This window comes from Paenalkalicoccus suaedae (assembly GCF_006965545.2).
Lineage (GTDB): Bacteria > Bacillota > Bacilli > Bacillales > Salisediminibacteriaceae > Paenalkalicoccus > Paenalkalicoccus suaedae.
On sequence record NZ_CP041372.2, the window covers coordinates 2903734 to 2917679 of the forward strand.

Here is a 13946-nt window from a genome sequence, read left to right on the forward strand (position 1 = left end):
GGTGGCGGCGTCAGCTCTGCGAACGTCCTGCGACATTCGAGGGCTCGGCGCTTGAGCCTCCTCGTCGGCAGAGGTCGACTGTCGTCTCCCTCTAGGCGCCTTCCTGCGGGGTCTCAAGCACCTCGACTTCCCACGAATTGTCTTCGGACGTTCTCCGAGTCTGCCGCCTTTGTGCTTCTTTATAGCTGAGAAAGAACAACTTGAAAACATAAGACTTATTGAAATTGGCTTTAAATAAATTAAACTTGATGCTTATAGAGATGACAAACCTTGATTCAATTCATTTAGATTTCTTAAAGATAAAAAGATAATCTTATTGGTCAACTTTTAATTACTCGTTATACGTTAAATATTTTTATCATGATTTTCTAATTCTTTAACCATTCTTCGATACCATTTATGATTTAACTTTTTGAGAATAAGTAATAAGCTTAAATACGAAATCATCAAGCAAGTCACTAATCCAACTACTTGCTTGAAAAAGGTAATATGTAAGTCAATATAGCGATCACTTGCTTCTAGTATCAAAAAGAGTATAAAAAATGAAAAAGCATAGGCAAACCAACTAACCTCCTTGTTTATATTTTTTTCTCTCAATAGCCTCACTGCATTTTCTCCAACTCGATGCGTTATACAAAATGATATAATAATTAGCGCTACTGAAATTAATATTTTCATTTCTGTTAATCCTTTCATTTCAGTTATACAGTCTAGTGGATAACTGATTGCTAATGCTTTTTTCGATTATTTCCGTTGTTCTATTAAAGGCCCAGTAAGTTGTGGATAGCAACTTTATAACACTCTCCAAATTGATTCTATCACTACAAAAAGCCAAGGTTATCACCCTGACTTTTTATGCTTAACTATTACCTTTTCTATGAAATATGTGGCTACAAAAAACAGACCACCCAAGATTAAGCTATACACGACACTAACTAATAACCTGTCACCAAGGCTCCCCAAAATCCCAACTGTAAGACCTGCATAAGCTGCTACCATAGGATTACTCAATAATTGACTCTTCATTGCGCCCCTCCTATACCCAAATAACGCCATAATACCTCTATTATTTTCTAAATTCTGATAATCTAAGTGTAACATATGTTGCTCTTTTTGGAATTAAATTACCTTTTATTATAATGACACTTACTGTCGGTTTAGTTCAAATAAGTGGAGCTCTCTTCTTAACTTACGTTTTAAGCAATTAAACTAAATTTGTTGGTTTTGGTTTTGACCTTAACTAAGTATTTGTTCTTGATCTACCCTATCCATCAAGAAGCTCAATAGGAGGCAGACTCGGAGGGCATTCGGAGATAATTAGTAGGAATAGGCTTTGACTGAGATCACGCAGGAGGCGATTAGGGCAAGGCGATAGCCGCGCCCTGCCGACGAGTAAGCTCAGGCAAAGACCCTACTAATATCGTAGAGTGCCCGCAGAGCTGACTCCTCCTCTGCTTTTATAAAACTCCAGAGACTGAACGTAACTAGTTAGCCCTTAAGCAATTAAAGCTCGAAGAGCTGCACTATACTAGTTGGCACTTCATCAACTTAAAGCTCAAAGAGCTGCACTACACAAGTTAGCACTTGATTAGCCTTAGGTACTAAAAACCTACATATTGTCACAGACCCCGCTTCGGGTTAAACTAGTCGCAGGACTTCTGAAGGGAGGGAGGATCATCGTTACCGTAAAAAAGGTACTTAATAATAACGTGGTCATCGCCGCTCACAAAGAGTACGAGGAAGTCGTACTGATTGGCAAAGGCATTGGCTTTGGTAAAAAAGCAGGTGAACCTATTGCTAAAGAGAGCGCCGAAAAGTTTTTTGTCCTGCGGAACGCAGAGGAGCAGGAGCAGTATAAAACGTTACTGGAGTTCGTGGATGAGGACTTTATCTCGTTTATGAACGATTCGCTTGAACGGATTGAGGAGCAGTTTCAGTCCTCCTTAAATGAGCATATTCACGTTGGACTGACAGACCACCTTCATTTCGCAATGAAACGAATTCAGCAAGGTCATGGCATTAAAAATCCTTTTCTCAAAGAAACGGAATTGGCGTATCCTAAAGAATATCGGGCGGCAACGGAGCTTGCGGAGCGAATTCATAAGCAGTTTGATGTGCGGATTCCGGAGGGAGAGATCGGGTTTATCACGCTACATATTCATAGCGCGCTAACGAATCGGGACTTGTCGGAGATCAACCGTCACACGCAGCTTGTGAGTGAGCTTGTCGGTCTGATCGAAACGAATTTGGAGATGGAGATTGAGCGGGATGATATGAATTATTTGCGACTCGTGCGGCATTTGCACCATGCGATTGAGCGAGTGGCAACAGAGACGTATGCCGAAAGTCAGGATACATTATTAAATGTGTTGCAAAAAGAATATCCCCTGTGCTACACTTTGTCATGGAAGCTCATGAAAGTGATGCAAAAGCGCTTACAAAAGCGCGTCCCTGATGCAGAAGCCGTTTATTTAACGCTTCACATTCAGCGAATTTATACAACTAAACAGCGGATGAACTAACTTTTCCGTGTTACTGGTTATGCAGGCATGAGAGAAAAGGGCGGTCAACCTTCAGTAAACGATCTTTGAGATACGTGTATCCTCAGAACGTTTTTGAAGCGACCTTCTTTTTCCCTCATGCCTTTTTTGTTGTCTGCATGCTTTCATACGCTTTACACCCATACTTTTTTAGGAGGTTTTACCATGAATAATGCATTTGGTACGTTGCAAAAAGTCGGTCGCTCCTTAATGCTTCCGGTAGCACTACTACCTGCTGCGGGTATTTTACTCGCGTTTGGTGATGCGATGCAAAATCCAGATATGATCGCACGCCTTGGCTTTCTAGACTCTGCCTTCTTTGCAACACTTGCTCAGCTTATGCAAGAAGCTGGGGATATCGTGTTTGCGAACTTACCACTACTCTTTGCCGTTGGTGTAGCCATTGGTTTAGCTGGTGGTGACGGGGTTGCCGGTCTTGCCGCAATCATTGGTTACTTAATTATGAACGTGGTCATGAGCGTACTCGCGCAAGTAGACGCAAGTATGTTGGACGGCAGTCCAGAATATGCAAGTGTGCTCGGGATACCGACCTTGCAAACCGGGGTATTTGGCGGTATTATAGCCGGTCTTCTCGGGGCGTTTATGTACAATAAGTTTTATAAGATTGAACTACCCTCTTACCTAGGATTCTTCGCTGGTAAGCGATTCGTTCCAATCGTAACAGCAGGTTCTGCGTTATTCTTAGGGGTATTAATGTTTTGGCTTTGGCCGTACGCACAGAACGGGTTAAATACGTTCTCTATCTTTATGACGGAATCAAACCGTACGCTATCGACATTCGTATTCGGTGTCATTGAGCGTTCGTTGATCCCATTCGGTTTACACCATATTTTCTATTCACCATTCTGGTTCGAATTTGGCTCGTACACGAGTGCCGCTGGCGATGTCGTGCGCGGGGATCAGCAAATCTTCTTCCAGCAAATTCGTGACGGTGCAGAGCTTACTGCCGGCGCGTACATGACGGGTAAATTCCCATTCATGATGTTTGGTCTACCAGCCGCAGCTCTAGCGATCTACCACTGCGCTCGTCCAGAAAATAAAAAGCTAGTCGCTGGTATCATGGGTTCTGCAGCACTAACGTCCTTCTTAACAGGGATTACAGAACCAATCGAATTCAGCTTCCTATTTGTAGCACCAGTACTATTTGCGATTCACGCACTATTTGCAGGTCTATCCTTTATGACGATGCACTTACTAGGCGTTCAGATTGGGCAAACATTCTCAGGTGGAGCAATTGACTTCTTCCTATACGGAATCCTGCCAGGTCGTACGGACTGGTGGCTGGTGATTCCAGTCGGTCTTGTGTTTGCGGTTATCTACTACTTCGGTTTCCGCTTTGCGATCAAAAAGTTCAATCTCATGACGCCAGGTCGTGAAGCTGCGGATGCAGATAGCGACAAAGGCTCATCAAGCAAGGCAACTGGTGGCAACAACGAGCTACCTTATGAGGTGCTTAAAGCGTTTGGAGGAAAAGAAAATTTATCTTACCTAGATGCATGTATTACGCGTCTACGTATCTCAGTAAATGATCCAGCTAAGGTTGATAAGGATCGTTTGAAGAAGCTTGGTGCATCTGGTGTCATGCAAATCAATAACAACATGCAAGCAATCTTTGGTCCGCGTTCTGAAACAATTAAAGGACAGATTCAGGACATTATTGACGGGAAAACTCCAATGCCTGAAGAAGAGATCGAAGAATCAACTGGTCCAGTCGAAAGCAGTGTCACTCTTTCTATGCCAATCACAGGAGAATTGAAGCCACTGTCTGACGTACCAGATGATATGTTTGCACAAAAGATGATGGGTGATGGCTTTGCAATCGAACCGTCGGAGGGTATCGTGGTTTCGCCAATCGATGGAAAGATCGTGCAGGTCTTCCACACGAAGCACGCGATCGGCCTCGAGGCCGCGGACGGCACGGAGATTCTGATCCACGTCGGGATCGACACGGTGAAGATGAACGGTGAAGGCTTCACGGCGTTCGTTGAGCAAGGCGATAACGTACAAATCGGCGACAAGCTACTCGAGTTTGATCTCGACAAGATTCGCGCCGAGGCGAAGGCATCGATCACGCCAATTATCTTCACGAATCTATCCGACGGTCAATCCGTCGACCTCGATCCAGGGCAAGTGAAAACTGGCGATACGGGGAATGTGAGAATTAAATAGGGTTTATTAATTGAAGTGAACCCCCCGGCTGCATCATGCGGCTGGGGGTTTTTTTGTGGGTTGTGGATGGATTTAGGAGTTTTTATCGTCACCTTTAAGGTCTACTTCGATATCGTTTATTTCGATTTCGTAGTCTTCGCCATGATCACCGATGCTGAACTTGGCTAAAACATTAATCTTATTTTTGCCCGTGAGATCACTCAATGATGATTCTTCTGTGATCATTTCCATCGGTTGTAAATTAGTAGCAACCCTTTTAAGCAAAAATACATAGTTTGTATTATTGTCCCTAACATCTACTCTAGGTAATGCAGAAACGATCTCAACATCGTTGTCCCCCAAATACTTAACTGATTTATAAACTTTTGATCTTTCCGTATCAATTTTAACAATCAGTTCAAATTGTTCGTCTTCACTGAGTTTACTGACCGTGATGATCGGTTCAGATTCTTCTTCAACGTCTGTTTCATTCGTAATTGTTTCGTTCATCTGGTTATTATCGACTCGGTTTGCTCCTTCTTCCGCATCACTACTGTCCGAGCACCCTGCTACAATGACAAGTAGTAATGTACCGACTATGATTAAAAGTCTATTCAATTGCTCACCATCCTTTTTAGAAAATCACTTGGTAATAAAGATCGTTACTGGATTCATATTATACGTTCTGTTAAACGTTTATGTATTAGTCGTTGAAGCAGTAGATTTCGTTTCATTTTATTAACTGTTTTAGTTAGCATTTTCCACTCTGCCTTAAAGTGCTTAGGTGAATAAGAGCCATGTTGTAAAACCTTTAATAGTCTTTTTTCAACTGATCGAATGATAGTTTTAAAGTGACATTACTACATTCTATTGCTCTCATAGTTGGTATTCATGTAAAATACTCCGCTGGAGGTGAAGCACAAATGATTTTATTTTATATTTTTATATTCGCTTTGCCAGGATTCCTTTTACTTGGAGGGTTCGGGCTATTGTTAGGTGTATTCGCGGGAATTATTGTGGGGCAAGTGGAGAAGCTTCGTAAGGAAGTCGCATCGTTAAAGCAGGATAATGAAAAGATGAGACGTATTTTAGCGAATAGAAAAAATGAGTGAAGCATATAAATTATTAATTCAAGTAATAAAAAGAAGTTCATTTATCGAAGATTGTAAATTCACCGTGTTACTAATATTCTGCGCCTTACAATGATCTGTGTTTCATCATAAATAGCCTTAACGTTGCCATCATCCCTAGCATTTGGACATAGCTACACCGAGTTTTGTGATAACCCCACCCCATTCTGTCATAACCTCTCGCCATTTTGTCATAACCGCTCCCCACATTGTCATAACCTCACGCCACATTGTCATAACAGCTCCCCACTCTGTCATAACCACCCGCTCCCACTCTCCCTTAACCCAAAAACTCCCCGCCCTCACTAGGAGTACGGGGAGTATAAATCATATTCAATGTATAGTCTTACTCTGGCTCGATGAGACCGTAGCGGCCGTCTCGGCGTCGGTAGACAACATTCGTGTCACCGTTAATGGAATTGGAGAATACGAAAAAGCTATGGCCGAGCATGTCCATTTGGAGAATCGCTTCTTCTGTATCCATTGGTTTTAAATCAAACCGCTTTGTGCGCACAACTTCCAGATCATCTTCCTCTAGTGGAATCTCTTCCTCAGCTAGTGGCTCTAGTTCGTTTTTGAACATATACTTTAAGCTGTCATCGGTACGGAATTTTCGGTTGACCTTTGTTTTGTGCTTGCGGATTTGACGCTCAAGCTTTTCAATCACAAGGTCTACTGCTGCATACATATCTGGATTCTTTTCTTCCGCACGAAGCAGGAGCTTAGGCATTGGAATTGTGATTTCTACCTTTTGATCTGTATTCACGACACTCATTTTCACGTGAACGTCTGACGAAGGCGTAGTGTCAAAGTATCTTTCTAACTTACCTACCTTTTTCTCTACGTAATCCTTCAGTGCTGGAGTAATCTCTAGGTTTTCGCCGCGAATGTTGAAATTCATGTGCAAACAACTCCTTTCGGTTATACGAACATATTCTACTTGTACCCTTCACAATCCTGCTAAAACATAAATATTCTTTACGCTTTTTTTACAAAAACTGCAGAACCTTTTACAGGTAGCCGAGCTATCAGGGTAGAAAAAAGCCGTCTTCTACTTATGGAGACGGATCTGGGCCTTACGTATTCACCTTACGATTTCTTTACATTAGTAGCCTGAGGACCTCGTGCACCTTCCTCGACGTCAAACTCTACCTCCTGCCCCTCCTCAAGCGATTTGTAGCCGTCTTGATCAATGGCTGAGTAATGGACAAATACATCCTCCCCACCATCCTGACTGATAAAGCCATAGCCCTTTTCTGCGTTAAACCATTTCACTTTACCCTTCATTTGCGCCAGCACCCTTCGCTTCAAGATAACGTGGGATTGCCTCCACACACCTACTATACCAATACGACATAAAGCGCGTCAATTATTATTCTGATTATTCCAACAATATTCATACATTCCCTCACTTTAAGAAAATATGGGAAAAACACTCTAAATTTGATGGTAATTTGACATTTTAGGTCTTTAGATACATGAATTGCACATATTCAATCGTTTACTATAGATGACAGGAGGATCTTATGGAATTTATTAACTCAATACTAGTCATTAATTTTCTCCTTGCTTTAAAATCTACGAAAGGAGATTCGCAGTTTCGCTATATTCGTGACAATTGATCTATTAATCATCCAACTACTATTCGAAGGAGACTAGCGACATGAACCAATTTGCATTTGTAGGAAGAATTGTACGTACACCAGATTTGATGAAAACAAAGGACGGCACTCATTTTACTCGCTATGCTTTAGCGGTCCGTCGACCATTTAAAAACACAAAAGGACAATACGATACTGACTTTATCCACATTGTGTCTTGGAATAAATTAGCGGAACGAGTAGCTACGTATTGTACAAAGGGTTCTATGGTTTCTGTAACAGGTCGCATTCAAATGAGACAGCTAGAGCTTGGGCAAGAAAGACAGTACACGATCCCTGATATTATTGGTGAGACGGTGTCTTTTTTAAAGCTCAATCGTGAAAGCGTTCCCGCAATCTCTGCGCCTGTTCCACCGGAGACGCAGCCCAAACCACCAGCGAGTGAAGTGGTAGAATCAGACGTCATGTCCGATCCATTAAAGCAAGCTCCTATAAGTGAAAAAATCGATGTATCGGCTATTGCCACAGCTGAATAGATGGGTAGAGATATCGAATTATTAAAAGTCGTCATGCATCGCTTAGCCAAGATAGAGTCACAGCTCATAACGAAAAACGATATGGATACGATACACGAGCAATTAGATGAGCAACTATCAAACCTTCAGTTGATTGAGCACCGCGTGCAAGAGCTGTCACACGTATCGGAACGGCAATATAAGGAGCACGTAAACTCAGATGAAGCACTTGTTCGAATGCTCGTTAAAATATATCAAGATGAACAACAAACGCAGGTGGGCTCTTAGGCCCCCTGCGTTTTTCTATTCCCTATTTAGCCCTTGCCACAATAAACGTCGCTTTTCCTTCTAGCTTTACTTGCACCCCTGCTGGTAAGATCGCGTTGCGACCTGCTGGGAGCTTGTAGGTTACTTCTGCTGCGTAGGCGGTTGGATTGCCGTCTAACACAGTTAATAGATGCATGTCGGAGTCCCCTAGCATCATCTCGCCGTCTAGCTCATAGCGTGTGACCGTAAAATATTCGGCTTCGATGAGTGTTGTGACGGTGGCGTCTCCATCTGTTGTCGTTTGGCGCTCTGGTGTTAAGTCCTCGTGTGGCACCATCGTACATGCGATAGAATCCTCGACGTGGAGCTCGCGCATGTTGCCGTCGTCATCTGGACGATCGTAGTCATAAAAGCGGTACGTGATGTCGGAGCTTTGCTGGACTTCTAGTAGCACGATTCCCTTCCCAATGGCGTGTACGGTGCCGCTTGGTACGTAGACGAAGTCGCCTGCTTGAACTGGGATGCGGCGTAGGAGCTTGTCCCACTCCCCTGCTTCGACCATTGTTGCTAACTCCTCACGTGTAGTTGCATGGTGCCCTAAAATCAGCTCCGCTCCTGGCTCGGCCGCCAAAATGTACCAGCACTCCGTCTTCCCAAACGCATAGCCCTCGTGCTCGGTTGCATACGCATCGTCTGGATGCACCTGCACGGACAGGTCGTCGCGCGCGTCGATCATCTTGACGAGTAGCGGAAATTCGGACTCGTTCTTTCTATTAAAGAGAGCGGGTGCCTGCTCCCAGAGCTCGCGGATCGTTTTGCCTTTATGCATCCCGTTTGAGACAACGTTTGAGCCGTGCTTATGACCGGAGATCCCCCAGCTTTCGCCTGTCTTCTCGCTCGGGATATCGTAGCCAAACTGCTCCTTGAGGGCAGCGCCTCCCCAAACCTTTTCTTTAAATATTGGATCTAATAGTAAAATATCGTTCATCTGTATCTCCTCTCTAGGCACATGGACACGCTTACACGTCCGTGCTATACTTTTAGTGGAAAAGCGTATGTACATTTGCGCAATCGGTTGCGCTCTCTTTCTTTACGTGCTTACCGCTATTGTACGAAACTACGCTTACCTATTCAATGGGTACATACTTTTTAAGGAGGACGAAGATATGCTTCTAGAAGCTATTCACCACCAGCCTAAATCCCAGTATGCGTATGCATACGACGAGGAGACCTTGCACATTCGCGTTCGCACAAAGCGTGGCGACATGGATAAAGTGTCTGTCGTGTGGGGAGATAAATACGATTTTCAGCCAGAGAAAATTACGACGACGGAAATGACCGTGCTCGCGCACGATAAGCTATTTGACTATTATCAAGTGGAGATTAAGCCGCCATTCCGCCGCTTTGCCTATGCATTTAAGTTTGAGAAAGGCAAGAAGACGGTGTTTTTAAATGAGGTAGGATTCCAAGAAGACGAGCTCAGCCAGTCAGGTGTTGGTATGCTGTGGTCGCCGTCTGGAATGTTTGAATTCCCATTTTTAAATGCGGTTGACGTCAACAAGCCACCTGCGTGGGTCAAGGACGCGGTGTTTTATCAAATCTTCCCCGAGCGTTTTGCGAACGGAGATCCGTCGCTTACGCCTGAAGGAGCCGAAGAATGGCACGCGGATGCAGTGCCAACGCGCGATAATTTCTTCGGTGGCGATCTGCAAGGGGTGATTGATAACCTCGATTACTTAGTGGATCTCGGGATCACGTGTATTTATTTCACGCCTTTTTTCGAGGCGTACTCCAACCACAAATACGACACAATTGACTATTTAAAGGTTGATCCGCAGTTTGGCGATAACGAGACGGCGAAGCGCCTTGTCGACGAAGCGCATAAGCGTGGCATTAAGATTATGCTAGATGCAGTGTTTAATCACTCCGGCTACTACTGGCCGCCGTTTCAGGACGTGTTAAAGCGCGGCGAGGATTCTCGCTTTACGGACTGGTTCCACCTGCGCGGCTTGCCGATTAGTGAGAGCCCACTCAATTACGATACGTTTGGCTTTGTCCCGCAAATGCCTAAGCTTAATACCGAAAATCCAGAAGTAAAGGCGTATCTGTTAGAAGTAGCGCGCTACTGGGTCGAGGACATTGGCGTGGACGGCTGGCGCCTTGATGTGGCAAACGAAGTCGACCACCGTTTTTGGAGAGAGTTCCGTGATACAGTAAAAACTGCTAATCCGGAAGCGTATATTTTAGGCGAAATCTGGCACAATTCGTTAGCATGGCTACAAGGTGACCAGTTTGATGCAGTGATGAACTATCCTGTTACAAATAGTATTCTCGACTTTTTCGTCAAGGATGAAATTGACGCTGAGTCCTTTATGGGTCGCTTAGAGCAACTCTTAATCGCATATCCGCTCCAGGCGAATGAGGCGACATTTAATCTATTAGACTCGCACGACACACCACGTCTATTGACGCTTGCGGAAGGAAACAAAAAGCGCATGAAGCTTGCAGCGCTGTTCCAGCTCACGTATTTAGGCGCGCCGTGTATTTATTATGGCGATGAGATCGGTATGGACGGTGGTGGAGATCCAGACTGCCGCAAGCCGATGGTCTGGGAAAAGGACCGTCAGGACAAGGACATGTTTGCGTTCTATAAGAAGCTGATTCAGCTACGCAAGGACTACCGCGCGCTACGCGACGGAAGCTTTACGTTCTTGAAGGCAGAAAAGGACGCGAAGTACGTGGCGTTTGAGCGTGAAGATGACGCGAATCACTTCGTTGTTGTCATGAATAGTGACGAGAAGAAGACGAAGGTGAAGCTACCAGCTGAAGGAAGCTTTGTTGATATGCTTACTGGTAAGTCGTATAAGGCGTCGCGTGGGACGCTGGTGGTTGAGGTTGAGGGATTAGAAGCTGTGGTGTTGAAGGCTGAGTAAGTTTACCTTTCTTAGGCTCTTCGAGCCTTTTGATTGCTAAGTGCTAACTAGTTTAGTTCAGCTCTTCGAGCTTTATATAATGAGGTAAGAGGCTTCAGCTCTACGAACGCCCTACGACATTCGTGGGCTCGGCGCTTGAGCCTCCTCGTTGGCAGAGGTCGACTGTCGTCTTCCTCTAAACGCCTTCCTGTGGGGTCTCAAGCACCTCGACTTCCCACGAATTGTCTCCGGACGTTCTTCGAGTCTGCCGCCTTTGTTCTTTTTGTAGAAAGGGCAAATGTAAAAGCTTTATTATAGTAGTTCACTTGTAAAACATTAACTTCGTTATATTGCTTAACATCAAACAACCGACAATTCCTCAAAGGGATTGTCGGTTATTTTGGTCTTCTTAACTAATAAGCAGGTACCTTACACAATTACTGTGATTCATAGTCTTCCATTAATTTCGTGTGTAGCTCTCTGACGGTAGAAGCTAACTGTTCTACTGATACGTTATCTTCTTGAAATTCGATAAAGGCAGTTTCGTAATCAGAAAATAGCTCTCTGTATTCGCGATTCCGCTCCGACATGTCACTATTAAAGCCGTATACGTTTCGTGTAGCGTTGGTAACAGTTAGAGAGTAAATCTCTATATTGCTGTTTGACTCTGGTGAGTCTTCTAAATACGTTGCAAATTGATCTGTTGCAAGCACCGTTTGGTAAAGTGCACGGCTATATTGATGATCCAGTTCTTTTTGAGATTGATAAAGTGAGAATGAGAGAATTAAAACAATTGTTATTAACAAAGCAAGCAGTATCAACCATGATTTTTTCGAGAACATATAAATCCTTTCTTTGAGTTAAAGTGAGGCGTTCTATGATTTATTTTGCCTACTCAACTATAACTAGCTATTGTTCCAGTAAGTATAAAGATCTTAATAGTTATAGACCGTAACATTCATAGTAAATGATGTAAAGGGCTTTATGATGGGGCTGATTGCTGATTGAAGATGTATGAACGACGACTCAAGGTAAGCCGTTTTCTGTTTAAATAATATTAATGCCTTCACATCTTTCTTTCTACTTAGTAAATATAACCATTCCATTCATTGATAGTATCGACCACTCGTTTGAAACTTGTTTGATTTTCTAATCGTATAATACTAATGAATAATAGTTACATTAATATATATTTATGGAATTTATTAAAGAATCATTTTAGGTTTGTTCAATAGGAGGCTCTCACTATGAGGTTTAGTGTAAGAGATGTATTAAAAACGATGATTATTAGTTTAACGTGGATTATCTTATTAAGTATACCAACAATCATTATTCTTGCTGACGTGACCCATGCCCTAGAGTTTTCGCTAAGCATAATAAGCATAATCGTATTATCCACAGTAATTTTATCAATTAATAAATACATGCTAAGAAAAAACGGACTTAGTTGGGAGGCATTGGGGTTTAGAAGATTAAATAAGCAGCAACTCATTAAGTTAGCATGGCAAATACCATTACTATGGTTTTTAATGGTTGCTACTCAAGTCCTTTTTCTTATGATTTATTTTGGGAATGATATGCAAAACCTTTCTAGTCCGCAAAATGGTACCGCTTCTTTAAACATCACTATTTTTACTTTCTTTGCAGCATTGATAGCTATCGCTTTTGTTACACCAATTATCGAGGAAATTATTTTTCGGGGAGGGATACTAGAGGCCTTGAGTAACAAATTTAGTGTGCCTATCGCAATTTTAATAAGTTCAATTCTATTTGTATTAGCCCATCCTATAACGCTTATTATGCCTGGGCTGATTGTGGCTGGCTTATCTCTAGGGTACTTATATCAAAAGTATAACAGTATTTATGCACCTCTCCTTCATCATATGTTTATCAATACTATTAATGTCCTTGCAGTGAGCTCCGCTGCTCTCGTATAAATAAGTCAGCTATTATAGATAGTTATAAAATGATTTTCTGTTAAAGATGATGAAGTGATGTGTCCCTAATTACATTACTGGTTCACCTATTATCAAAACACTAGACTCAATAACTGGGTAAGAAGGATCTTCTTGCTCTCCTAATTCATTATGATAATGGGCACTTGCATCATAATCTATATAGACAGTTATATATAAATGCTCCGTTAACATTTCTTCTAAATCTTTTTCTGTAATAGATTCATTGTCTACAGTGAGAATACTTAGGTTATCTGTGCGCGGAATCGCAATTACCTTTTGATCGCTGTTATAGTCTAGCTTCTCCTGTTGTGCATAGGATGAATAGGCTTCATTTACATTTACACTAAAATGATCACTATCCATCGACAACAACCTTGCCTGTTAATAATTTTCTACGTTCACTGACGCTTGATCGGTTTCCAATTCACTCTCCACTTGTAACTCATAATGCTCATCGTTGTAATAGAATGTGGCTGTTACACTTAAAACTCCATTTTCATATTCTTGAATATTTTCGTTCACTAGCACTTCCTCTACATAAGGGTTATTGCCTTCTAGTGTAAATGTAGTTGCTATATCTGCGACGTCTACTGTATAGACGTCGTCGCCTACGTATAACGCAGAGGTGAATGGTCGAGAGGAAGATTGAATGTCGATTTCGCTTTCTTCTCCAAGATAGCGGATCGCCTTATAATAGGTATTTTCGTCTTCTAATAGCGCAAGTTCAAACTCTTCATGAGTATCTGTAACAACAACGTCATAAGGATACTCGGCTTGGCTGTTTGCTTGATCTGCGTCTTCACTACACCCTACTAAAACAAGCATGGACGCAACTACTAATAGCTTTTTCATAA

At 42.7% G+C, this 13946-nt stretch carries 17 protein-coding genes; 7 read left to right on the top strand and 10 right to left on the bottom strand.

Annotation, left to right across the window (positions count from 1 at the left end; genetic code table 11):
- Positions 1 to 345: 345 nt before the first annotated feature.
- The gene (locus FLK61_RS15475) at positions 346 to 678 is read right to left on the bottom strand and encodes a hypothetical protein (protein WP_176010267.1); all 333 of its coding nucleotides are present in this window, start codon (positions 676 to 678) and stop codon (positions 346 to 348) included.
- Between the two features lie 162 nt (positions 679 to 840).
- Positions 841 to 1026 carry a hypothetical protein gene (locus FLK61_RS15480; protein WP_176010268.1) on the bottom strand — a complete coding sequence of 62 codons (186 nt, stop codon included), beginning with the start codon at positions 1024 to 1026 and terminating at the stop codon, positions 841 to 843.
- A 650-nt stretch (positions 1027 to 1676) separates the two neighbouring features.
- Here FLK61_RS15480 and glcT point away from each other — a divergent pair.
- Both glcT and ptsG read left to right on the top strand, forming a co-directional pair.
- Positions 1677 to 2522 (top strand): glucose PTS transporter transcription antiterminator GlcT, encoded by an 846-nt coding sequence (gene glcT / locus FLK61_RS15485; RefSeq protein WP_176011268.1) that lies wholly within the window; start codon positions 1677 to 1679, stop codon positions 2520 to 2522.
- A gap of 183 nt (positions 2523 to 2705) precedes the next feature.
- Positions 2706 to 4730 carry a glucose-specific PTS transporter subunit IIBC gene (ptsG, locus tag FLK61_RS15490; RefSeq protein WP_176010269.1) on the top strand — a complete coding sequence of 675 codons (2025 nt, stop codon included), beginning with the start codon at positions 2706 to 2708 and terminating at the stop codon, positions 4728 to 4730.
- A 72-nt stretch (positions 4731 to 4802) separates the two neighbouring features.
- Here ptsG and FLK61_RS15495 read toward each other — a convergent pair whose 3' ends face one another.
- Positions 4803 to 5327, bottom strand: coding sequence for a hypothetical protein (locus FLK61_RS15495; protein WP_176010270.1), 525 nt, complete (start codon positions 5325 to 5327; stop codon positions 4803 to 4805).
- A gap of 305 nt (positions 5328 to 5632) precedes the next feature.
- Here FLK61_RS15495 and FLK61_RS15500 point away from each other — a divergent pair, with 305 nt between their 5' ends.
- Positions 5633 to 5821, top strand: coding sequence for a hypothetical protein (locus FLK61_RS15500; protein ID WP_176010271.1), 189 nt, complete (start codon positions 5633 to 5635; stop codon positions 5819 to 5821).
- A 135-nt stretch (positions 5822 to 5956) separates the two neighbouring features.
- Here the strand turns inward: FLK61_RS15500 and FLK61_RS15505 are convergent, their stop codons facing one another.
- The 3 genes from FLK61_RS15505 to FLK61_RS15515 all read right to left on the bottom strand — a co-directional run bounded on the left by FLK61_RS15505 (position 5957) and on the right by FLK61_RS15515 (position 7126).
- Positions 5957 to 6097, bottom strand: coding sequence for a hypothetical protein (locus FLK61_RS15505; protein WP_176010272.1), 141 nt, complete (start codon positions 6095 to 6097; stop codon positions 5957 to 5959).
- An 88-nt stretch (positions 6098 to 6185) separates the two neighbouring features.
- On the bottom strand, positions 6186 to 6740 hold the full coding sequence (gene hpf, locus FLK61_RS15510; RefSeq protein WP_176010273.1) for a ribosome hibernation-promoting factor, HPF/YfiA family: 555 nt from the start codon (positions 6738 to 6740) through the stop codon (positions 6186 to 6188).
- Between the two features lie 188 nt (positions 6741 to 6928).
- Entirely contained in the window at positions 6929 to 7126 is a 198-nt protein-coding gene (locus tag FLK61_RS15515; protein ID WP_176010274.1) for a cold-shock protein, read from the bottom strand.
- A gap of 376 nt (positions 7127 to 7502) precedes the next feature.
- On the opposite strand from FLK61_RS15515, the gene FLK61_RS15520 reads away from it, so the two are divergent.
- On the top strand, positions 7503 to 7976 hold the full coding sequence (locus tag FLK61_RS15520) for a single-stranded DNA-binding protein (protein WP_176010275.1): 474 nt from the start codon (positions 7503 to 7505) through the stop codon (positions 7974 to 7976).
- Positions 7977 to 8243, top strand: coding sequence for a hypothetical protein (locus FLK61_RS15525; protein WP_176010276.1), 267 nt, complete (start codon positions 7977 to 7979; stop codon positions 8241 to 8243).
- 22 nt (positions 8244 to 8265) lie between these two features.
- Here the strand turns inward: FLK61_RS15525 and manA are convergent, their stop codons facing one another.
- Entirely contained in the window at positions 8266 to 9210 is a 945-nt protein-coding gene (manA, locus tag FLK61_RS15530) for a mannose-6-phosphate isomerase, class I (protein ID WP_176010277.1), read from the bottom strand.
- Between the two features lie 178 nt (positions 9211 to 9388).
- Between manA and FLK61_RS15535 the strand changes: the two genes are divergently transcribed.
- Complete coding sequence (locus FLK61_RS15535) at positions 9389 to 11155, top strand: alpha-glycosidase (RefSeq protein WP_176010278.1); 1767 nt, start codon at positions 9389 to 9391, stop codon at positions 11153 to 11155.
- 416 nt (positions 11156 to 11571) lie between these two features.
- On the opposite strand, the gene FLK61_RS15540 is transcribed toward FLK61_RS15535, so the two are convergent.
- Complete coding sequence (locus tag FLK61_RS15540; protein WP_176010279.1) at positions 11572 to 11976, bottom strand: hypothetical protein; 405 nt, start codon at positions 11974 to 11976, stop codon at positions 11572 to 11574.
- A gap of 405 nt (positions 11977 to 12381) precedes the next feature.
- On the opposite strand from FLK61_RS15540, the gene FLK61_RS15545 reads away from it, so the two are divergent.
- Entirely contained in the window at positions 12382 to 13071 is a 690-nt protein-coding gene (locus tag FLK61_RS15545) for a CPBP family intramembrane glutamic endopeptidase (protein ID WP_176010280.1), read from the top strand.
- Between the two features lie 69 nt (positions 13072 to 13140).
- On the opposite strand, the gene FLK61_RS15550 is transcribed toward FLK61_RS15545, so the two are convergent.
- Positions 13141 to 13455, bottom strand: coding sequence for a hypothetical protein (locus tag FLK61_RS15550; protein ID WP_176010281.1), 315 nt, complete (start codon positions 13453 to 13455; stop codon positions 13141 to 13143).
- 18 nt (positions 13456 to 13473) lie between these two features.
- Positions 13474 to 13944 (bottom strand): hypothetical protein, encoded by a 471-nt coding sequence (locus tag FLK61_RS15555; protein ID WP_176010282.1) that lies wholly within the window; start codon positions 13942 to 13944, stop codon positions 13474 to 13476.
- Between the last annotated feature and the right edge of the window lie 2 nt (positions 13945 to 13946).

What these genes read in the sequence shown, in the direction of transcription:
- FLK61_RS15500 (WP_176010271.1), top strand. Translation starts at nt 5,633, where the DNA reads ATGATTTTATTTTATATTTTTATATTCGCTTTGCCAGGATTCCTTTTA.
- FLK61_RS15505 (WP_176010272.1), bottom strand. Translation starts at nt 6,097, where the DNA reads ATGACAGAGTGGGGAGCTGTTATGACAATGTGGCGTGAGGTTATGACA.
- manA (WP_176010277.1), bottom strand. Translation starts at nt 9,210, where the DNA reads ATGAACGATATTTTACTATTAGATCCAATATTTAAAGAAAAGGTTTGG.
- hpf (WP_176010273.1), bottom strand. Translation starts at nt 6,740, where the DNA reads ATGAATTTCAACATTCGCGGCGAAAACCTAGAGATTACTCCAGCACTG.
- FLK61_RS15550 (WP_176010281.1), bottom strand. Translation starts at nt 13,455, where the DNA reads ATGGATAGTGATCATTTTAGTGTAAATGTAAATGAAGCCTATTCATCC.
- FLK61_RS15545 (WP_176010280.1), top strand. Translation starts at nt 12,382, where the DNA reads ATGAGGTTTAGTGTAAGAGATGTATTAAAAACGATGATTATTAGTTTA.
- FLK61_RS15525 (WP_176010276.1), top strand. Translation starts at nt 7,977, where the DNA reads ATGGGTAGAGATATCGAATTATTAAAAGTCGTCATGCATCGCTTAGCC.
- FLK61_RS15475 (WP_176010267.1), bottom strand. Translation starts at nt 678, where the DNA reads ATGAAAATATTAATTTCAGTAGCGCTAATTATTATATCATTTTGTATA.
- FLK61_RS15515 (WP_176010274.1), bottom strand. Translation starts at nt 7,126, where the DNA reads ATGAAGGGTAAAGTGAAATGGTTTAACGCAGAAAAGGGCTATGGCTTT.
- FLK61_RS15480 (WP_176010268.1), bottom strand. Translation starts at nt 1,026, where the DNA reads ATGAAGAGTCAATTATTGAGTAATCCTATGGTAGCAGCTTATGCAGGT.
- FLK61_RS15540 (WP_176010279.1), bottom strand. Translation starts at nt 11,976, where the DNA reads ATGTTCTCGAAAAAATCATGGTTGATACTGCTTGCTTTGTTAATAACA.
- FLK61_RS15555 (WP_176010282.1), bottom strand. Translation starts at nt 13,944, where the DNA reads ATGAAAAAGCTATTAGTAGTTGCGTCCATGCTTGTTTTAGTAGGGTGT.
- FLK61_RS15520 (WP_176010275.1), top strand. Translation starts at nt 7,503, where the DNA reads ATGAACCAATTTGCATTTGTAGGAAGAATTGTACGTACACCAGATTTG.
- ptsG (WP_176010269.1), top strand. Translation starts at nt 2,706, where the DNA reads ATGAATAATGCATTTGGTACGTTGCAAAAAGTCGGTCGCTCCTTAATG.
- FLK61_RS15535 (WP_176010278.1), top strand. Translation starts at nt 9,389, where the DNA reads ATGCTTCTAGAAGCTATTCACCACCAGCCTAAATCCCAGTATGCGTAT.